Here is a 19,238-nt window from a genome sequence, read left to right on the forward strand (position 1 = left end):
ACGGGAGGGTCAACCGATCGGTTGACCCTGGTGTCGGCCGAGTCGCGCGCGGCTCCCAGCCGGTACGCCGAGGGGTTCGGACCGGAAACGGCCGGAGGATCGATGGCAGAGGAAAAAACAACCTCCCCTCTCCCTCCCGATCCCCGCCTCATCTCAAGGAGCCCCCGATGCAGAAGATCTCCCGCCGCACCCGTGTCCTCACCGTCGCCGCGACCGCCGCCGTCCTCGGCGCCGGCACCTTCGGAGCCGTCTCCGCCAGCGCCGAGGCCCCGGCCGCCGCCGCGAAGGCCGCCGTCTCCGCCGACGCGGGCAGCAAGAACCTCACGCAGTCGACGCACCTGAACATCGACGCCGCGACCAAGGCCGCCCAGGCCACTCTCGACGCCGCCGAGAAGGAGAACCAGCGCGTCACGGTCGCCGTGGTCGACCGCAACGGCAACACCGTCGTCACGCTGCGCGGCGACGGCGCGGGCCCGCAGTCGTACGAGTCCGCCGAGAAGAAGGCGTACACCGCCGTCTCCTGGAACGCGCCCACCTCCGAGCTGGCCAAGAACCTGGAGAAGACGCCGAACCTGAAGGACATCCCCGGCACCCTGTTCCTCGCGGGCGGTGCGCCGGTGACCGCCAAGGGCGCGCCCATCGCGGGCATCGGTGTCGCGGGCGCCCCGTCCGGCGACCTGGACGAGAAGTTCGCGAAGGCGGGCGTCGCGGCGCTCGGCCGCTGAAGCCGCTGAGCCGCTGAAGCCGAGACGCTGAGCTGCCGAAGCCGCCGGATCTCATCATGCCGAGGCTGTTCCCGGTCCGTACGACGACGAGGAGAACGATCATGACAAGGACCGCTGACGACCAGCGGCTGCTCGACGCCGCACGGGCCGGGAACGCCGCCGGTGTGAGGGCGGCCCTCGACGCGGGCGCCCGCGTCGACGCCCGCGACACCGAGCTGCGCACGCCCCTGCTGCTCGCCGCGCTCGGCGACCACGTGGAGGCCGCCCGGCTCCTGGTGGCCGCGGGCGCCGACGTCGACGCGCAGGACCACCGCGCCGACAGCCCCTGGCTCGCCACCGGCGTGACCGGCAGCGTCGCCATGCTGCACGTCCTGCTTCCCGCGGGGCCCGACCTGAAGCTGCGCAACCGCTTCGGCGGGATCTCCGTGATCCCGGCCTCGGAGCGCGGGCATGTCGCGTACGTACGGGAAGTCCTGCGCGTCACGGACATCGACGTCGACCACGTCAACGACCTCGGCTGGACCGCCCTGTTGGAGGCAGTGATCCTCGGCGACGGCGGCCGCGCGCATCAAGAGATCGTGGAGCTGCTGCTCGCCGCGGGCGCCACGCCCGGTCTCGCCGACCGGGACGGCGTCACCCCCCTCGGGCACGCCGAGCGCCGTGGATTCGCGGAGATCGCCGCGCTGTTGAGGGGTGCTGCCTCGTGAAGGCGTCCCGGACGGTCGTCATCGCTCTCCTGGGCGTCGCCGTCCTCGCGGGCTGCGGTGCCGGAGGCGACGGGGCGGCCTCGTCCGAAGGGCCCGAGCCCGCCGCCGCCACGTCCACCCTCCCCGCCGAGCAGCGCACCCCCGAAGGCACCCTGCTGGTCGCCGACTTCGGCTCCGACACCGTCACCTTCGTCGACCCCGAGCGCGGCCCCATCGACTCCGTGAAGGTCGGCACCGCCCCCTACGGGCTCACCGTGGGCGATGACGGCCGCGCCTGGGTCGCCACCGCCGACGCCGTCGCGGTCGTCGACACCAGCACCCGCGAACGCGTCGACCGCATCCCGTACGAGACGGAAAGCGGCCCGGCGACGACCGGCGAGTACCGCGGCGGCGGCATGGGCATCGCCCTCTCCCCGGACGGCGAGCACGCCTATGTGGGGGTCAACGTCCCTGACGGAAAGGGCACGTTGGAGGTCATCGACACCAAGAAGCGCGAGGTCACCGACACCGTCCCGGTGGGCAGGCGCCCCTTCGACGTGGACGTGTCGAAGGACGGCCGCGAGGTCTACGCGACCAACCACGACTCCTTCGACGTCACCGTCGTACGCGCCGACTCCCTCAAGCCCCGCCGCATCGAAGTCGCCCCCTACGGCACCGAAGGCGGCCTCGGCTCCTGGCTCAAGCCGCACTACGCCGCCGTACGCCCCTCGGACGGCAAGCTCCTCTTCCCCTTCGAGGGCGAGAAGCTCGTCGTGGTCGACCCGCGCACCGGCGAGTCCGACATCGAGCCGATGACGGCCAACACTCATCAGCACGGCGCGCAGATCATGGAGGACGGCACGCTGTTCGCGGTCGGCACGGGGCCCATCGATCCCTCGGAGGACAAGGGGCCCTCGCTGACCATGCGTACGAAGGACGGCGAGGAGAAGGTCTTCCCGCTCGAAGGCCCGCACGAGGACGTCGCCGTCTCCAAGGACGGCGGCACCGCCTACGTCTCCGGCGGCTTCACCCGCGACGGGTTCTGGAACGGGATCACCGTCATCGACCTGGAGAGCGGCGACACGCGTCGACTCCCGGCAGGGGAACGCCCGTTGGGCATCGCCGTTCTCTAGGCAGGGCGGCGACGGATGGGCAGGCCCGCGGTGGCGGGCCAGGCGCCCGCAGGCGTCCACGCGGCCCAGCGAACATATGCCGCATAAGATCACAGGCGTGCACCCACGATCCACGGCGCTCCGCGGCACATCCGTCGCCGCCCTCACCGCCCTCGCCCTGACCGCCTGCGGCGGCTCCGGAGTGCACGGCACGCCCGGAGCCGACGGCCTGCGTGACCCGTACTTCCCGAAACTGGGCAACGGCGGCTACGACGTCGCGCACTACGACCTGACCCTCGGCTACGACCCCGACGCGCACCGCCTCACCGGCACGGCGGAGGTCACGGCGCGCGCCACCCAGGACCTGAGCGCCTTCAACCTCGACCTCAAGGGTCTGGACGTGAAGAGCGTGAGTGTCGAGGGGAAGGACGCCTCTTTCCACCGTGACGGGCAGGAGCTGACGATCCGCCCGCCGGACGACCTCGACCAGGGCGAGACGTTCCGCACGACCGTCCGCTACTCCGGCGACCCGGAGACCATCACCGACCCGGACGACTCCGAGGAGGGCTGGCTGCGGACGAAGGAAGGCGCCCTGGCGCTCGGCGAGCCGACGGGCTCGATGGCCTGGTTCCCCTCCGACAACCATCCCTCGGACAAGGCCTCGTACGACATACGCCTCACCGTCCCCAAGGGCCTGAAGGCCATCTCCAACGGCGAGTTGACGCGCGAGTCGACCAAGAACGGCCGCACCACCTTCGCCTGGCACAGCGCGGAGCCGATGGCGAGCTATCTGGCGACCGTCGCCATCGGGCCGTACGAGGTGAAGAAGTCGACGACGAAGTCCGGCATCCCGGTGCTCACGGCGGTGGAGCCCTCCGAGGCCAAGGACAGCGCGAAGGCGCTCGGCCGCATCCCCGAGATCATGGAGTGGCAGGAGCTGAACTTCGGCCCCTACCCCTTCTCGTCGACCGGCGCGATCGTCGCCCGCGAGGGGGACGCGGGATACGCCCTGGAGACCCAGACGCGCCCCACCTTCCCCGGCGCCCCCGACACCGGACTGGTCGTCCACGAGCTGGCGCACCAGTGGTTCGGGAACTCCGTGACGCCCAAGTCCTGGCAGGACATGTGGCTCAACGAAGGCTTCGCCACGTACGCCGAGTGGCTCTGGGAGGAGGACCACGACGGCGACAGCGTGCAGGAGACCTTCGACCAGATCTACGTCGGCGACTACTACGAGGACAAAGAGGACAACGACGCCATCTGGGCCTTCCCGCCCGCGAAGCCGCCGTCCGCGGCGAACATCTCGGACAGTCCGGTGTACGAGCGCGGCGGCATGGTCATCCACAAGATCCGCCAGGCGGTGGGCGACGAAACCTTCTACGACATCGTGCAGGGCTGGACGAAGGAACACCGCCACGGCAACGCGGACACCGAGGACTTCACGCGGTACGTGGAGAAGCACGCGGGCGGCGACGCGGCGCGCGAGAAGGTGCGGGCGATCTGGGGGCCGTGGCTGTACGGGGACGGGAAGCCGGAGCGCCCGTAGGGCGTCACGGCAGCGGCAGTGGCAGCGGCTTGCGGAGCACGGCGCAGGGGCGGTCCGCGGCGAGGTCGCGCCGGTGGCCGATGACCTCGTAGCCGAGCGAGCCCCAGAAGGCGAGCCCGGCCTCGTTCCCGTCCAGGACGGCGAGCCGCACCCCCTCGCGTCCGTCCTGCCGGAAGCGCTCCTCGATCAGGCCCGCCAACTCCCGCCCGTACCCCCGGCGTTGCTGCCCCGCGTCGACCATGAGCAGGCCGATCCACGGGTCGGGGTCGGCGGGGTCGGGGTGCCGGTCCAGCGTGATGGCGACCCCGACGACCCGCCCCCTCGACCGCGCGAGGAGCACCTGGGCCGCCGGTTCGGCCAGCTCGTCCGCGAGCGCGGCGGCGACCTGTTCGGGCCGGATGTCGTCGGGGTCGGGGAAGTCCCCGGAGAGGGCGTGGAAGGCGCGGTTCGACGCGTACAGGGCGGTGAGCTCGGTGAGCAGCTCACCGGGGAGTGCGCCGTCCTCCGCGGAGGTGAGCGGTTCGAGGATCATGCGGCGCAGGTTAGCCGTGTTCCTTTGCCGCCAGGGATTTGAAGGCCCGCGTCTGGTCCACGATCGCGCGCTCCGTGGGGAGGCGTTCGATCGACGAGGCGCCGAAGAAGCCGACGATTCCCGTGGTGCGGGACAGGACGTGGGCCGCGTCCTGAGGTTCCGCGATGGGGCCGCCGTGGCACAGGACCAGGATGTCGGGGTTCACGCGCTTGGCCGCGTCGTGCATCTCCTGGACCGCCGTCGCCGCCTGGTCCAGGGTCAGGGCCGTGCCCGCGCCGATCGCGCCCTTCGTCGTCAGGCCCACGTGGGGGACCAGGACGTCCGCGCCCGCCCGCGCCATGTCCGCCGCCTGGCCGGGGTCGAAGACGTACGGGGTCGTCAGGAGGTCGCGGGCGTGGGCCTCGCGGATCATGTCGACCTCCAGGCCGTACCCCATGCCCGTCTCTTCGAGGTTGGTGCGGAACGTGCCGTCGTACAGGCCGACCGTCGGGAAGTTCTGTACGCCGGTGAAGCCCATCCCCTTCAGCTCGTCGAGGAAGCGGCCCATGTCCCGGAACGGGTCGGTGCCGCAGACCCCGGCGAGGACCGGGGTGTCCTTGACCACCGGGAGCACCTCCCTGGCCATGTCCACCACGATGGCGTTCGCGTCGCCGTACGGGAGCAGTCCCGCGAGGGAGCCGCGGCCCGCCATGCGGTAGCGGCCCGAGTTGTAGATGATCAGGAGGTCCACGCCGCCCTCCTCCGCGCACTTGGCGGACAGGCCCGTGCCCGCTCCCGCTCCGATCACCGGACTGCCCTTCGCCACCTGGGAGTTGAGGCGCGCCAGTGCTTCCTTGCGGGTGATCTGTGTCATCAGCTTCTCCTCGGGTGAAGTCGTGCGGCACGGCGATGCGGGGGTCACGGCGGCTCGTGGCTCACGGCGGGGCGTGGGTCACGGCGTCCGCTTCAGCGCGCGTGCGGTGATCAGTTCGTCCAGGCGGTCCGCCATCGTCACCGCGAACTCCGCGTCGTTGATGTGCGCGTCCACCTCATGGAGCCGTACGCCGCTGCCCCGCACCGTCGTCCGCAGCGCGCCGAGCCCGGCCTCGTCCGCCGCCGGGTCCTCGAAAGGGCCGCCCTCGACGTCCACCGCGGAGACCCCGCGCAGCGGCCAGAAGAACTCGACGGGGCCGCGCGCGGCGGCGAGCTTGTGGCCGAGGGTGGTGCCGAGCGCGGCCATCTCGTCGGCCGTCGTGCGCATCAGGGTGACCGTGGGGTTGTGCACGAGGAGCGTGCGGTCCGCGAAGTGGGGCGGGACCGTCGACGCGGGGCCGAAGTTGACCATGTCGAGGGCGCCGGGGGCGACCACCTGCGGGATGCCCGCGCGGCCCGCCGCGGTGAGGCGCTCGGGGCCCGCGGAGAGGACGCCGCCGACCAGTTCGTCGGCGAGTTCGGTGGTCGTCAGGTCCAGTACGCCGTCCAGGAGGCCGTCGGAGGCCAGCTTCTCCACCGCACGGCCGCCCGCGCCCGTCGCGTGGAAGACGAGCACCTCGTAACCGAGTTGGTCGAGGCGGGCGCGGGCCGCGTCGATCGCGGGCGTCGTCACGCCGAACATCGTCGCGGCGACCACCTTGCGGCCCTGGCCCGCCAGTTCGTCGTGGTTGCGCTCGAAGCGGCGGGCCATGCCCGCGGCGGCCGCCGCCGCGTTGCCCAGGACCTGCCGGGAGACCGCGTTGATGCCGGAGATGTCCACGACGCTGTACATGAGCGTGATGTCGCTGCTGCCGACGTACGGCGCCACATCACCGCCCGCCATCGTGCTGACCAGCACCTTCGGCACCCCGATCGGCAGCGCGCGCATCGCCTGCGCGGCGATCGACGAGCCGCCGCTGCCCCCGGCGGCGAGCACCGCGTGCAGCTCGCCCTTGCGGTGCAGGTCCAGGACCACCTCGGTCACGCCGTCCGCCATCGCCGCGACGGCCGCGCCCCGTTCGCCCGCGGTGCGCAGCTCGGCCAGGTCGTGCCCGGCCGCGCGGGCCACGGTGTCGGCCGTGACGTCGGGGGCGGGGGCCTGGGCGGGCGGGGGCAGTATGCCGGTGTCGACGAGCAGGGTGTCGCTGCCGTACTCCCTGAGCCGCTCGCGCAGCCAGGCGTACTCCGCGCCTTTGGTGTCGAGCGTCCCGACCAGCACCACGGTCGCCATGGCCCTCACACTCCCTCAAGTGGTGGGTGGTGCTGCCGATCCTGCTGCCGCCGCCGCGCGGAAGCAATGACCGCAGGGCCGGTCGACGGGGGCGGCGGACATGAGAGGGCCCCCCGGCGGAGATACCGCCGCGGACACACTAGGGCCCCCGGCGGAGATACCGCCGGGGGCCCTAGTGAACGTGGCTGTGAACCTCAGAGGCTATGAACCTCAGACGTTGACGCCGAAGTCCTGCGCGATGCCGACGAGGCCGGACGCGTAGCCCTGGCCCACCGCGCGGAACTTCCACTCCGCACCGCTGCGGTACAGCTCGCCGAAGACCATGGCGGTCTCGGTGGCGGCGTCCTCGCTCAGGTCATAGCGGGCGATCTCGGTGCCACCGGCCTGGTTGATGATGCGGATGAAGGCGTTGCGCACCTGGCCGAAGTTCTGCGAGCGGTTCTCCGCGTCGTAGATCGAGACCGGGAAGACGATCTTGTCGATGTCGGCCGGGAGGCCCGCCAGGTTGACCTTGATCTGCTCGTCGTCGCCCTCGCCCTCACCCGTGACGTTGTCACCGGTGTGCTCGATGGTCTGGTCCGGCGTCACCTTGTTGTTGAAGAAGACGAAGTGCTGGTCCGAGAAGACCTTGCCCTGCGGGTTCACCGCGATGGCCGAGGCGTCCAGGTCGAAGTCGGTGCCAGTGGTGGTACGGACGTCCCAGCCGAGGCCCACGGTGACGGCGGTCAGGCCCGGAGCCTCCTTGGTGAGCGAGACGTTGCCACCCTTGGACAGGCTTACTGCCATTGTTGGGAGTCCCTTCCCTCGTTGCGTACGAACGGGCTTCGTACTGGGGACGAAGCTACCGTCACCCCTATGAACGTCGACCGGGGTCCCAGAGGTTCCAGGTCCTTTTACTTTCTTTACTCATCTCTTGCGCCCCTCCCGTCACAAGCGGGGCGCGCCGCAAATACGGGTGACGTGGACCGGACAGACGCGGGACCATAGGACTCATGTCCGGTCCCTATGTCATCCGCGGCTCCGTCTGTCTGCCCGAGGCCGAGCTCATGTGGCGCTTCTCCAGGTCCTCCGGGCCGGGCGGTCAGCACGTCAACACCAGCGATTCGCAGGTGGAGCTGCGCTTCGACCTGGCCGGCACGGAAGCGCTGCCTCCGGTGTGGAAGGAGCGCGCCCTTGAGCGGCTCGCGAACCGGCTCGTCGGCGGCGTCGTCAGCGTGCGGGCCTCCGAGCACCGTTCCCAGTGGCGCAACCGCGAGATGGCGGCCACCCGCCTCGCCTCGCTGCTCGCCGAGGCCACCGCGCCGCCGCCCCGGCCCCGCCGCGCCACGAAGATCCCCCGGGGGATCAACGAGCGGCGGCTGCGCGAGAAGAAGCAGCGCAGCCAGACCAAGCGGGGCCGCGCGGGGGAGGGCTGGGGCTGAACACCGAGGCCCGGAGCTGAATCCCGGCCCGGCCGCAAAGGTGCGCGAGCAAAGACCGCGCAGCCCGGATCCGTCAGCCCAGCTGTCGGTACTTCCCCTTGAAATACATCAGCGGGCCCCCGTCGGCGCTCGGCAGATCAGCCGAAAGTACTCGCCCGATGACGAGGGTGTGATCACCCGCCGTCACTGTCTGTTCGGTCCGGCATTCCAGCGTCGCGAGCGCCCCGCCGACCAAGGGCGCCCCTGACGTCTCTCCCCTTGCGTAGGGGATGTCCTCGAAGAGCAGCCGGTCGCTGATCCTGCCCTTCATCGCGAACCGGCCCGCGATGTGGCGCTGGCTCTCGGAGAGCACCGAGACGCCCCACAGCGGCTGCTCGTCGAGCAGGTCGTCCATCCGGGAGCCCTCACGCAGGCTGACCAGCACGAGCGGCGGGTCGAGGGACACGGAGAGGAAGGCCGTCGCGGTCATGCCGACGTCCTCGCCGACCGGTGCCTGCGGGTCGTCCGCGTCCAGGGACGGCTCGCAGGCGGTCACCAGGACCACGCCCGCGGCGAGCCGGGACATGGCGGCGCGGAACTGTTCGTTGCTCACCCCCACAGGATGCCCGTCGGGGGACGGGACGCGTGGGGAGGGAGGTGCTGGGGGAGTCGCTGGAGCGCTCTCCGGAGATGTCTTCAGTACGGGAACCACGGGAGCGACGCTAGCCCTGCCGCCCCCGTCACCACATCGGGCCCTGGGCCGAGACCAGGCCTAGGACCGATGGCCGAGGCGGCCGCCGGGGCCCTCACCGGGCCCTCACCGGGCACGCTTCGGGCAAGTGGACTGGACCAACGAAGGCTTCCCATCTGTGACTTGAGTCACAGGACCCATATTTTGTTGACCCTGTGTACCGAGTGAGCTGCTCGCTGTGATTCAGTGACCGTGGCAATCAGACACTGAGAGAACTCAGGTACTGAGAGAACAGTAAGGGCGCTGCGAATCCTGGAGTTGCTGTCGAGGTCTCGGGGAGAGCGAGCAATGGAGACCGAGTCGGAGCCGTACGTCCGTCTTGCGACCCTGCGGCAGCTGCATCAGGTGGTGGCGGATCTCAACACGGCCCGGAGCCTGGCGGACACGCTGCAGACCGTCGCCGACGGCGTGGTCAACGGCCTTGGCTATGAGCTGGCGTGCGTCAATCTCGTGCGCCCTGACGGCGATCTCGTCGTCGCCGCCTTCGCGGGCAACACCGCCGCCGAGGCGCTCATCACCGGCCGGGTCGGCTCCCGTGACGCCTGGGAGAAGCGGCTCTCCATGGGCGAGGCCTGGGGCGCCCTGAGGTTCATCTCGTACACCGAGGGCTGGGTCCTCGACGAGGACGACGTCCCGCAGTGGTACACCGACGGACCCGAGCCCCGCTTCGAGGACGAGTGGCACCCCGCCGACCGCCTCTTCGCCCCGATGTACGCCACCGGCGCCGCCGGCGGCGAACTGCTCGGCGTGATCTCCGTGGACCGGCCGCGCAACGGCCGCAGGCCCGGCGCCTGGGGCCGCGAGGCCCTCCAGATGTACGCCTTCCAGGCCGCCATCGCGATCAGCAACGCACGGCTCCGCGCCAACATGCAGCGCGCCCTGGTCCGCCTGGAGCGCGAGCAGCAGGCGCTGCGGGCCAGCGAGGAGTCCTTCCGGCAGGCCTTCGAGTACGCGCCGTCCGGCATGGCCATCGCCGAGATGGGCGGCGACCAGCACGGGCGGATCCTGCGCACGAACGACGCCCTGTGCCGCCTGCTCGGCCGCCCCGCGTCCGCGATGCGCCGCTATTCGTTCTCCGACCTGGTCCACCCCGAGGACATCGGCACACTCCTGCGGACCTCCGCCGAGGGAGGCCGCGCCGAGCTGCGCCTCGCGCGGCGCGACGGGACGTACGTCTGGGTCTCCCTGCGCAACTCGGTCGTCGCGGACGCGGCGGACGGGCCGCGCTTCCTCCTGACCCACGTCGAGGACATAGAGGAGCGCAAGCGCCGCGAGCTCCAGCTCGCGCACCGCGCGTCGCACGACTCCCTCACCGGCCTGCCGAACTCCGCCGAGCTGCGCTCGCGCCTCAGCGCCCGGCTCTGTCGCAGGCCGCACGCGGGTCAGCCGAGCGCGGTGGACTCGCTGGACGCGGCGTACGACGGCGTGTACGACGCGGACGGGCAGCACAGCTTCGACTACGGCTCGAACAACGCGCACGCCCTCCAGCAGGGCGGCGAGGGCTTCGATCACCACGTGCACACCGTCGCGCCGCCCGAGGGGCACGGTGACACGGACGACGGCACCAAGGGCCTCGCGGTGCTCTTCTGCGACCTCGACGGCTTCAAGTCGATCAACGACCGCTTCGGGCACCACACCGGTGACGCCGTCCTCATAGAGGTGGCGAGGCGGCTGACCAGCGGCGTCCGCGACGGGGACACGGTCGCCAGGCTCGGCGGCGACGAGTTCGTCGTCCTCGCCGACGGCCTGGGCCGCGCCGACGCGCAGGACCTCGCGGTGCGGCTGCGGAACGCGATCATCCCGCCGATCCGGGTGGACGGGCGTGCGGTCCGGGTAGGGGCCAGTTTCGGCATCGGCTGGGCGCACTGCGGGATGTCGGCGGACGAAGTCTTGCACTCCGCTGACCAGCGGATGTACGTGGAGAAACGGTCACGTGCCAAGCAGCACAGGCGGGCGGGCTGAGGGTCCGGATGAGGTCAACGCCACCCCGTGACCTCACTCGGAGCGGGTAGGCTCCCCCGGTCAGCGATGTGAGGGAGTGACCTGGGAATGACGCCCGGCAATAACGGCGAACCTACGCCGAACGCGCCAGAGGGCGACGAGGACGTGTTCGGCTATCTGTACGAAGACGGACAGGCGGCCGGCGCCACCCCGCCCAGCGGCGGGGGCGGCTACGGATACCCGGGCACCCGGTCCTCGTACAACCAGGTGCGCGCGGTCGGCGACCGCCGCCCGAACGCCTACGGCACGCAGGCCGCGCCCACGTACGGCCAGCAGGTGCCCCCGCAGCAGCAGGCCTACGGCCAGCCGAACGCGCACTACGCCGCCCCGGAGACGCAGCCCGGCGGAGCCCCCGCGGGCCCGCAGTACACCCCGGCGTCCCGCGGCTCCGGCGGCCGCGGCGGCGGCCCCAACACCAAGGGCCTCCTGATCGCGGCGATCGCGGTCGTCGCGGTCGTCGCCATCGGGATCGCCGCGGCGATGCTGTCCGGCGGCGGCGACGAGGGCGGCGACAAGGAAGCGGGCGGCGGCTCGACGCAGGGCGAGACGGTCAAGCCCAGCGAGAAGCCGACCAAGGACCCGGCGGACCCGGTCGAGCTCCCGAAGACGGACGCGAAGGCGCTGAAGCTGGAGGGCGGCACGACGACGGCCTCGGACATAGAGGGCGCCGAGTCCGCGGGCGGTGCCTACGTGTCCGGGTTCGACAAGGTCGGTGCCCAGGTGACGTGGACCGTCAACGGCATCCCCAAGGCCGGCTCGTACAGCCTCCACGTGAAGTACGGCGTCCCCGGCAAGGACTCCAACGCCACGATCCTCGTCAACGGCAAGAAGCAGACCCGTCCCCTGAACATGGAGAACTTCGCGAAGGCGGATGAGGGGGACTGGGAGAAGGGCTGGACCAACACCTGGGCGGTGGTCCAGCTCAACAAGGGCACCAACGCGGTCACGCTCACCTGCGCCCAGAGCGACCTGTGCGGGACGACCGGGGCGAACATCGACCAGATGTGGCTCGTGGAGGGCAGCAACGGCTGACCCTCCACCGCCCGCCCGGGGTCACTCCTGGGGCTTCAGGAGCCCCAGGAACCCCGCCACCGTCCCGGCCATCGCCTCGCGAGCCGGGGCGAGGTATTTCCGGGGGTCTACGCCCTGCTCGTGGGTGGTGAGGTACTCCCGGACCGCTCCCGTGAACGCCGTGTTCAGGGCCGTGCCCACGTTGATCTTCACCATGCCTGCTGCGATCGCCGCCCGGATCTCGTTGTCCGGTACGCCACTTGAGCCGTGGAGTACCAGCGGGACCGGGACGGCGGCCGTGAGGGCGGCTATCAACTCGTGGTCCAGCGTTGCCGTGCGGGACGTCATCGCGTGCGAGGAGCCGACCGCCACCGCGAGGGCGTCCACGCCTGTGTCCGACACGTAGGACGCCGCTTCCGTGGGGTCCGTGCGGACGCCCGGAGCGTGTGCGTCCAAGGGGGCCTCGCCCTCCTTGCCGCCCACCTTGCCCAGTTCCGCCTCGATCCAGATGCCGCGCTCGTGGCCCCAACGCACCGCGTCCGCCGTCGCCTTGACGTTCTCGCCGTACGGCAGCTTCGACGCGTCGAACATCACCGAGCTGAAGCCGTCGGGGTGTGCGGCCCGCATGAGTTCCGGGTCCGTGACGTGGTCCAGGTGCAGGGAGAGCGGGGACGAGGAACTCTTCGCCACCGCTGCTGCCGCCGCCGCGATCGCGGACAGGTTGCCGCCGTGGAACTTCACGGCGTTCTCGGAGATCTGGAGGATCGCGGGGCTGCCCGCCTGCTCGGCGCCCGCGGCGATCGCCTCCGCGTGCTCCAGCGTGATCACGTTGAACGCGGCGACTCCGCGCCCCGCGGTGCGCGCGTCGGCTACCAGGTCGCCGGTGGATACGAGTGGCACGATGAATGTCCCCAATTCCTGGGCCGGTACGGCCCGTTGTGCGTCGCCCACGCGGTGACGCGTGCCGTCACGCCGCGGTGGCCTCCCCGGTCACCGCGACCCGCGTGAGCAGGTCTTCGTACACAGAGGGCACGAACTCGCCCGCCACGGGGGACGACACCGTCGCCGCCGAGAGGGCCACGGCGCGTGCGAGGCGCTCGGGCCACGGGAGTTGCTCCACCAGGGCGGAGAGCAGGCCCGCCACCGCCGAGTCACCGGCGCCGGTCGGATTGCCGCGCACGAGGGCGGGCGGGGCCGCCTGCCAGGTGCCCTCCGGTGTGACGGCACGCAGGCCCTCCGCGCCCAGCGACGCCACCACCGCGTGCGCGCCCCTGCGGCGGGCGTCACGGGCCGCCTGGGCGGGCTCGTGGGAGCCGGTCAGCTCGGCGAGCTCGTCGGCGTTCGGCTTGACGATGTCGGGGCGGGCCGCGACGCCACGGCGCAGCGCCTCGCCGCTGGTGTCCAGGAGGACGGGGACCTTGGCGGCGCGCGCCGCCCGTACGAGCGTCGCGTACGCGCCGACCGGGACCCCCGGCGGCAGGCTCCCGCAGAGCGCGACCGCGGTCGTGCCCCGACGCAGCAACTCCTCGTACGACTCCCGGAACGCGGACCACTCCGCGGGCGAGATCGCGGGGCCCGGCTCGTTCAGCTGTGTGGTGTCGCCGGTGGCCGCGTCGACCACGGCGAGCGTGCGGCGGCTTGCGCCCTCCACGGGCACGAGCGCGTCCGTGACGCGGGGCTCGTGCGCGAGGCGCTCGTGCAGGACGCGGCCCGTGTCACCGCCCGCGAAGCCCGTCACCGTCACGTCGTGGCCGATGGCCGCGAGGACGCGGGCGACGTTCAGGCCCTTGCCGCCGGGGCGTTCGGTGACCTCGGTGACGCGGTGCGAGGCGTGCGGGACGAGGGCGGGGACGCGGTAGGTGATGTCCAGGGCGGCGTTCAGCGTCACTGTGAGGATCACTTGTCACTCACCCCCGAGATCATGTGAGAACGCGCTTGCTGTCGGCTTCTTTCGGGGCTGATCATGCCAAAGAGAAGGCGGTTGGCCCAGAGGTCCGGGCCAACCGCCTGCTGTTTGTTGCCACTTCAACGGGGCGGCAACGGGAGGTGAAATCACCCCAGTCGGACCTAATTGGGCGCAACCACCCACTCGCCCTTGCGCATGACGCCCTTCAGCTCGAACTCCGCGTCCAGGACCACCAGGTCGGCGTCCTTGCCGGGCTCCAGCGAGCCGACCGTGTCGTACATCCCCAGCAGCCTGGCCGGGTTGGCGGAGATCGCCCGCACGACGTCCTCGACCGGGAGGCGGTCGACGGTCACCGAGCGCTTGAACGCGCGGTCCAGGGTGAGGGTCGAGCCCGCGATGGAGCCGCCCTCGACGAGGCGCGCGACGCTGTCCAACACCACGACCTCCAGCGGGCCGAGCATGTACCGCCCGTCGCCGAAGCCCGCCGCGTCCATCGCGTCCGTGATGAGCGCGGTGCGGGCCGCGCCCGCGTGGTGGAAGGCCAGCTCGAACGAGGCGGGGTGCAGATGCGTGCCGTCGTTGATCAGCTCGACCGTGATCCGCTCGTCCTCCAGGAGCGCGGCGATCGGGCCCGGCGCGCGGTGCCCGAGGGTCGGCATCGCGTTGTAGAGGTGCGTGGCGACGGTGGCGCCCGCGTCGATGGCTTCCTGCGTCTGCTCGTACGTCGCGTCCGTGTGGCCGATGGCCGCGATCACGCCGTGCTCGGCGAGCAGGCGCACGGAGTCGATGCCGCCCGGCAGCTCGGTGGCGAGCGTGAACATCTTGGCCCGCCCGTGGGCCGCGTCCATCAGCTTGCGTACGTCGGCGGGGTCGGGGTCGCGCAGGAGCGCCTCGCTGTGCGCGCCCTTGCGGCACGGCGAGATGAAAGGCCCCTCGAAGTGGATGCCCGCGATGTCGCCCTGCTCGGCCAGCTCGGCCAGCAGTCCGGCCCGCTGGGCGAGGAAGTCCATCTCGCCGGTGACGGTGGAGGCGACGACGGTCGTGGTGCCGTGCAGGCGGTGCGTGTGGACGCCCTTGAGTACGTCCTCGACGGTGCCGGAGGTGAAGGAGGCGCCGCCGCCGCCGTGGTTGTGGATGTCGACGAAGCCGGGGACCACCCAGTGGCCGGGCGGGAGGTCGATCGTCTCGGCGTCCGCGGGAGCGCTCCCGGAAATGCGCGTGCCGTCGACGATCACACGGCCGTTGGAAAGGGTCCCGGTGGGCAGGACCACCTGAGCACCGGCGAGGACCTTGCTAGTGGCCATCAGGTGGTTACCTCCGTGGATTGGGTGGGGTCGGGGGCGGGGTCGGGAGCGGGGTCGGTTCCTTCGAGCAGATCCCAGGCGAGCAGGCCCGCGCCCAGGCACCCGGCGGTGTCCCCCAGGGCGGCCGGGACGATGAGGGGCTGGGTCTGGAACGTGACGATGCGTGCCGTCATGGCCGCCCGCAGGGGTGTGAACAAGGTTTCCCCGGCCTCGGCCAGACCGCCACCGATGATCAGGGTGTGCGGGTCCAGGAGGGTGAGGGCGGTGATGAGGCCGTCGGCGAGCGCGTCGACGGCGTTCTGCCAGACCTCCCGTGCCCGCGGGTCGCCCGACTCCACGGCCTTCGCGCAGTCCGCGGCGTCCGCGTCCGGGTCACCGCTGGCCGCGGCCCAGGCCTCGCTCACCGCGGACGCGGAGGCGAGCCGCTCCAGGCAGCCGCGCTGGCCGCAGCCGCAGAGGGGTCCGCCGGGGCGCACGATGATGTGCCCGATCTCGCCCGCCGAGCCGTGGGCGCCGGGCTCGATGCCGCCGCCGATGCCGATGGCTCCGGCGATGCCGGTGCCCAGCGGCACGAACAGGAACCGATCGGCGCCCTTGCCCGCGCCGATCCGGCCCTCGGCGAGGCCGCCGGTGCGGACGTCGTGGCCCAGGGCCACGGGTACGCCTTCCAGCCTGCGGCTCAGGAGCTCGCGCATGGGGACGTCGCGCCAGCCGAGGTTCGAGGCGTAGACGGCGATGCCGCGCTCGGTGTCGACGATCCCGGGGATCGCGACGCCTGCCGCGGCGGCGGGTTCCCCGAACTCCTTGATCCCGTGGGCGCGGAGGTCGGCGGCGAAGTCGAGGATGGACTCGACCACGGCGTCGGGTCCGCGCTCCCGGCCGGTGGCCCGCCGCGCTTCGTGGAGCAGCGCGCCGTCCGTCCCGACCAGGGCGGCCTTCATTCCGGTGCCGCCCACATCGAGGGCGATGACGTGTCTCACGGGGACAGTCTCGCGCGTCGGCCGCGAGAGGTCTAGTCCACTTCGGGGGATTGCACCCGGGCAAAGGTCCCTTTCGGGGTGGGGTGCCCCTTTGTGCCGTACGGCCGCGTGGGGCTCGGCGCCGGGCAATCCCGCCGCTGCGGGGCGCTCGGCGCTGGCAAGCCTGTCGGTGCGGGGCGCTCGGCGCGGGCGATCCCGTCGGTGGGGGGGGGCTCGGCGCCGGTAATCCCGTCGGTGCGTCGGGCTCGGCGCTGGCAAGCCCGACGCTGCGTGGGGGGCTGCGTGGGGGCCCGGTAATCCCGTCGGTGCACGGGGAGACCTCCCCGCACACAAGCCCGCCGCTTCGCGGCGGATCTCTCCCGCCCACCCACCCATTACCCCGCAGGGCAATCGGGTGGGTGGGTGGGAATCATCCGCCGCGAAGCGGCGGTTCAGGGCTGGCACCCAACAGCCCGAGGAGGTCGCGGCGGTTCAGTGCCCGCATCCACCCGCCCCGGGAAGTCGCGGCGGTTCAGTGCCCGCCCCCGCCCCACCCGCCCCTGGGGAACGGCGGACTCAGGTCAGGATGACGCTCCGTGTCAGGTTCCGCGGGCGGTCGGGGTCGAAGCCACGGGACTCGGCCAGGGCCACGGCAAGGCGCTGGGCGCGTACGAGGTCCGCCAGGGGATCCAGCTCCTCGCGGGCGACCAGTTCCCCGCCCACCCGGGCCACGTCCCCCGCAAGCCCCTCAGGAAGCACGCCGAACATCCACGCCACCCGGCCGGGGCCGGTGATGGAGATCGGCCCGTGGCGGTACTCCATCGCCGGGTACGACTCCGTCCACGCCCCCGCCGCCTCCCGCATCTTCAGCGCGGCCTCAAGGGCGAGCCCGTACGTCCAGCCACGCCCCAGGAACGTCCACTGCTCGGCGGCGACCACGGAGGCCGGCAGCGGCTCGGTCACCGCGAGTTCCGCGTCGACCGCCGCATCCGCGATCGACTTCACGCCGGGGATGTCCCCGAGCCCGGCCCGCAGGAAGGCGAGCGCGGTCGTGGCGAAGCGGGTCTGGACGACCGACTCCTCGTCCGCCCAGTCCAGGACCGCCACCGAGTCGGCCGCGTCCATCACCGGCGTCTTCGGGTCGGCGGTCAGGGCCGTCGTCGGGACCACGCCCTTCAGTTCGCCGAGGAGCTCAAGAACCTCCGTCGTCGTGCCGGAGCGGGTGATCGCGACCACCCGGTCGTACGTCCGCCCTGCGGGAAACTCCGACGACGCGAACGCGTCCGTCTCGCCCTGCCCGGCGGCCTCGCGCAGCGCCGCGTACGCGATGGCCATGAACCACGACGTCCCGCACCCGGTGACGGCGACCCGCTCGCCCGGCTTCGGCAGTCCGTCGAAGGTCGAGGCGGCATCGGCCGCCCGGTGCCAGCAGGCGGGCTGAGTTGCTATCTCTGCTGCGGTACGCGACATGCGTCAAGGCTCCTTGCCGGTGGGACGTCATTGGTACGCCGTTGCACAAGCGATACTGAGGTGGTGTAGACCTCGTGTCCATACGCGAGGGAAAATCGCAGTTCACGTAGATCATCGAGGGTGGGAACAGCTGTGCAGCGGCGCGCGACAGGACTGACCGCGGCGATAGCCGCACTGGGCATGGCGGCGGCACTCGCCGGCTGCGGCGGTCCGGGCGACTCCGGCGACGTCACCCTCAAGCTGGTGGCCGCCGACTACGGCGACTCCAAGGCCAACAGCTCCCAGAAGTACTGGGACGAGCTGGCCGAGAAGTTCGAGGCCAAGAACCCCGGCATCAAGGTGGACGTCGACGTCTACTCCTGGACCGACGTCGACCGCAAGGTCAAGGAGATGGTCAAGGCGGGCGACGCCCCTGACATGGCCCAGATCGGCGCCTACGCCGACTACGCCGCGCAGGACAAGCTGTACCGCACCGAGGACCTGGTCTCCATCTCCACCCAGGCCGACTTCATGGCCCCCCTCTCCGAGGCGGGCGAGGTCAAGCGCGTCCAGTACGGCATGCCGTTCGCCTCCTCCACGCGCCTGCTCTTCTACAACGAGAAGATCTTCAAGGACGCCGGTCTCACCCCGCCGCAGAGCTGGACCGACCTCGCGGCCGACGCCAAGGCGCTCAAGGCGCGCGGCGTGAAGATCCCCTACGCCCTGCCGCTCGGCAAGGAAGAGGCGCAGGCCGAGACGATGCAGTGGCTGCTCAGCGGTGGCGGCGGCTACACCGACAACGTCGGCACGTACGACATCGACTCCACGCAGAACGTGAAGACCTTCACCTGGCTGAAGGACGAGCTCGTCGGCAAGGGCCTGACGGGCCCCACGCCCCCCGGCAAGCTCGACCGCGCCGAGGCCTTCGCCGCCTTCACGCGCGGCGACGTGGGCATGCTCAACGGCCACCCCACGCTGATGCAGATGGCGGCCAAGAAGGGCGTGAAGTACGGCATGGTGCCGATGCCCGGGGTGAACGGCAAGGCGCAGGCCACGATGGGCGTCGCCGACTGGATGATGGCCTTCAAGCAGAAGGGCCACCGCGAGGAGATCGGCAAGTTCCTCGACTTCGCCTACAGCACCAAGAACGTCCTGGACTTCTCGCGCGAGTACGACCTGCTGCCCGTGACGACCTCCGCCGCGCAGGAGATGACGGGCAACAAGAACGACAAGGCGCTCGCCGAGTTCCTCGACGAGCTGCCCACCTCGCAGCTGTACCCCGTGGGCAAGACGTCCTGGGCGCAGGTCTCCGTCGACGTCAAGAAGTACATCGGCAAGACCGTCGACGAGAACGGCAATCCGGCGTCGATCCTCGGTCAGATCCAGACCAAGGCGGCGACGGAGGAGAACGCGGAATAGCGTGGCCGGTATGACGGACGACACCGGCCTCTCCGAGCGCGACCGCGCGATCCTCGCCCTGGAGCGCCGCGACTGGGTGAGTGGTCCCGGCGCCAAGGAGCGGGCCGTGCGCGAGCAGCTCGGCCTGGTGCCGGTGCGCTACTACCAGCTCCTGAACGCCCTGCTCGACGACCCCCGCGCCCTGGCGCACGATCCGGTCACCGTCAACCGGCTTCGGCGCGTCAGGGAGTCCCGGCGCGGGGAGCGTTGAGCGTA

Annotated in this window: 19 protein-coding genes; 9 read left to right on the forward strand and 10 right to left on the reverse strand. The window is 71.4% G+C overall.

The features are described 5' to 3' along the window. The first annotated feature begins 167 nt into the window (after positions 1 to 167). From M4V62_RS23365 to M4V62_RS23380, 4 genes are all read left to right on the forward strand, one after another. Positions 168 to 725, forward strand: coding sequence for a GlcG/HbpS family heme-binding protein (locus M4V62_RS23365; protein ID WP_249589180.1), 558 nt, complete (start codon positions 168 to 170; stop codon positions 723 to 725). A gap of 101 nt (positions 726 to 826) precedes the next feature. Further along, entirely contained in the window at positions 827 to 1,432 is a 606-nt protein-coding gene (locus M4V62_RS23370) for an ankyrin repeat domain-containing protein (protein ID WP_249589181.1), read from the forward strand. Continuing rightward, positions 1,429 to 2,544 carry a YncE family protein gene (locus M4V62_RS23375; RefSeq protein WP_249589182.1) on the forward strand — a complete coding sequence of 372 codons (1,116 nt, stop codon included), beginning with the start codon at positions 1,429 to 1,431 and terminating at the stop codon, positions 2,542 to 2,544. Before M4V62_RS23370 ends, M4V62_RS23375 begins: the two co-directional genes overlap by 4 nt. A gap of 76 nt (positions 2,545 to 2,620) precedes the next feature. Beyond that, positions 2,621 to 4,069: a M1 family metallopeptidase gene (locus M4V62_RS23380; protein ID WP_425575277.1), complete on the forward strand. Its 1,449-nt coding sequence runs from the start codon at positions 2,621 to 2,623 to the stop codon at positions 4,067 to 4,069. Between the two features lie 4 nt (positions 4,070 to 4,073). Here the strand turns inward: M4V62_RS23380 and M4V62_RS23385 are convergent, their stop codons facing one another. From M4V62_RS23385 to M4V62_RS23400, 4 genes are all read right to left on the reverse strand, one after another. Then, entirely contained in the window at positions 4,074 to 4,601 is a 528-nt protein-coding gene (locus tag M4V62_RS23385; RefSeq protein WP_249589184.1) for a GNAT family N-acetyltransferase, read from the reverse strand. Between the two features lie 10 nt (positions 4,602 to 4,611). After that, positions 4,612 to 5,454 carry a phosphoenolpyruvate hydrolase family protein gene (locus tag M4V62_RS23390; protein ID WP_249589185.1) on the reverse strand — a complete coding sequence of 281 codons (843 nt, stop codon included), beginning with the start codon at positions 5,452 to 5,454 and terminating at the stop codon, positions 4,612 to 4,614. Positions 5,455 to 5,532: 78 nt separating this feature from the next. After that, the gene (locus M4V62_RS23395; protein ID WP_249589186.1) at positions 5,533 to 6,783 is read right to left on the reverse strand and encodes a Tm-1-like ATP-binding domain-containing protein; all 1,251 of its coding nucleotides are present in this window, start codon (positions 6,781 to 6,783) and stop codon (positions 5,533 to 5,535) included. 210 nt (positions 6,784 to 6,993) lie between these two features. Beyond that, positions 6,994 to 7,569: a TerD family protein gene (locus M4V62_RS23400; RefSeq protein WP_249589187.1), complete on the reverse strand. Its 576-nt coding sequence runs from the start codon at positions 7,567 to 7,569 to the stop codon at positions 6,994 to 6,996. Positions 7,570 to 7,775: 206 nt separating this feature from the next. Here M4V62_RS23400 and arfB point away from each other — a divergent pair, with 206 nt between their 5' ends. Next, positions 7,776 to 8,204 (forward strand): alternative ribosome rescue aminoacyl-tRNA hydrolase ArfB, encoded by a 429-nt coding sequence (gene arfB, locus M4V62_RS23405; RefSeq protein ID WP_425575278.1) that lies wholly within the window; start codon positions 7,776 to 7,778, stop codon positions 8,202 to 8,204. Positions 8,205 to 8,277: 73 nt separating this feature from the next. Here the strand turns inward: arfB and M4V62_RS23410 are convergent, their stop codons facing one another. Next, entirely contained in the window at positions 8,278 to 8,769 is a 492-nt protein-coding gene (locus tag M4V62_RS23410) for a flavin reductase family protein (RefSeq protein ID WP_249592949.1), read from the reverse strand. Positions 8,770 to 9,222: 453 nt separating this feature from the next. On the opposite strand from M4V62_RS23410, the gene cdgB reads away from it, so the two are divergent. Then, on the forward strand, positions 9,223 to 10,896 hold the full coding sequence (gene cdgB, locus M4V62_RS23415) for a diguanylate cyclase CdgB (protein WP_249589188.1): 1,674 nt from the start codon (positions 9,223 to 9,225) through the stop codon (positions 10,894 to 10,896). A gap of 87 nt (positions 10,897 to 10,983) precedes the next feature. Further along, positions 10,984 to 11,967, forward strand: coding sequence for a CBM35 domain-containing protein (locus M4V62_RS23420; RefSeq protein ID WP_249589189.1), 984 nt, complete (start codon positions 10,984 to 10,986; stop codon positions 11,965 to 11,967). Positions 11,968 to 11,988: 21 nt separating this feature from the next. Here M4V62_RS23420 and M4V62_RS23425 read toward each other — a convergent pair whose 3' ends face one another. From M4V62_RS23425 to M4V62_RS23445, 5 genes are all read right to left on the reverse strand, one after another. Further along, on the reverse strand, positions 11,989 to 12,846 hold the full coding sequence (locus M4V62_RS23425) for a class II fructose-bisphosphate aldolase (RefSeq protein ID WP_249589190.1): 858 nt from the start codon (positions 12,844 to 12,846) through the stop codon (positions 11,989 to 11,991). 67 nt (positions 12,847 to 12,913) lie between these two features. Beyond that, positions 12,914 to 13,846: a 1-phosphofructokinase family hexose kinase gene (locus M4V62_RS23430; protein WP_249589191.1), complete on the reverse strand. Its 933-nt coding sequence runs from the start codon at positions 13,844 to 13,846 to the stop codon at positions 12,914 to 12,916. Positions 13,847 to 14,013: 167 nt separating this feature from the next. Further along, positions 14,014 to 15,156: an N-acetylglucosamine-6-phosphate deacetylase gene (nagA, locus tag M4V62_RS23435; protein WP_249589192.1), complete on the reverse strand. Its 1,143-nt coding sequence runs from the start codon at positions 15,154 to 15,156 to the stop codon at positions 14,014 to 14,016. Beyond that, the gene (locus tag M4V62_RS23440) at positions 15,156 to 16,136 is read right to left on the reverse strand and encodes an ROK family protein (RefSeq protein WP_249589193.1); all 981 of its coding nucleotides are present in this window, start codon (positions 16,134 to 16,136) and stop codon (positions 15,156 to 15,158) included. The genes nagA and M4V62_RS23440 overlap by 1 nt, the downstream gene beginning before the upstream one ends. Positions 16,137 to 16,691: 555 nt before the next feature. After that, on the reverse strand, positions 16,692 to 17,585 hold the full coding sequence (locus tag M4V62_RS23445; RefSeq protein WP_249589194.1) for an SIS domain-containing protein: 894 nt from the start codon (positions 17,583 to 17,585) through the stop codon (positions 16,692 to 16,694). Positions 17,586 to 17,717: 132 nt separating this feature from the next. On the opposite strand from M4V62_RS23445, the gene M4V62_RS23450 reads away from it, so the two are divergent. Together M4V62_RS23450 and M4V62_RS23455 are read left to right on the forward strand one after the other, a co-directional pair. Beyond that, positions 17,718 to 18,983: an extracellular solute-binding protein gene (locus M4V62_RS23450; RefSeq protein WP_486388581.1), complete on the forward strand. Its 1,266-nt coding sequence runs from the start codon at positions 17,718 to 17,720 to the stop codon at positions 18,981 to 18,983. Positions 18,984 to 18,993: 10 nt separating this feature from the next. Continuing rightward, complete coding sequence (locus tag M4V62_RS23455) at positions 18,994 to 19,233, forward strand: DUF3263 domain-containing protein (protein ID WP_249589195.1); 240 nt, start codon at positions 18,994 to 18,996, stop codon at positions 19,231 to 19,233. Positions 19,234 to 19,238 lie beyond the last annotated feature (5 nt).

The sequence above is a fragment of the Streptomyces durmitorensis genome (assembly GCF_023498005.1).
Classification (GTDB): Bacteria; Actinomycetota; Actinomycetes; order Streptomycetales; family Streptomycetaceae; genus Streptomyces; species Streptomyces durmitorensis.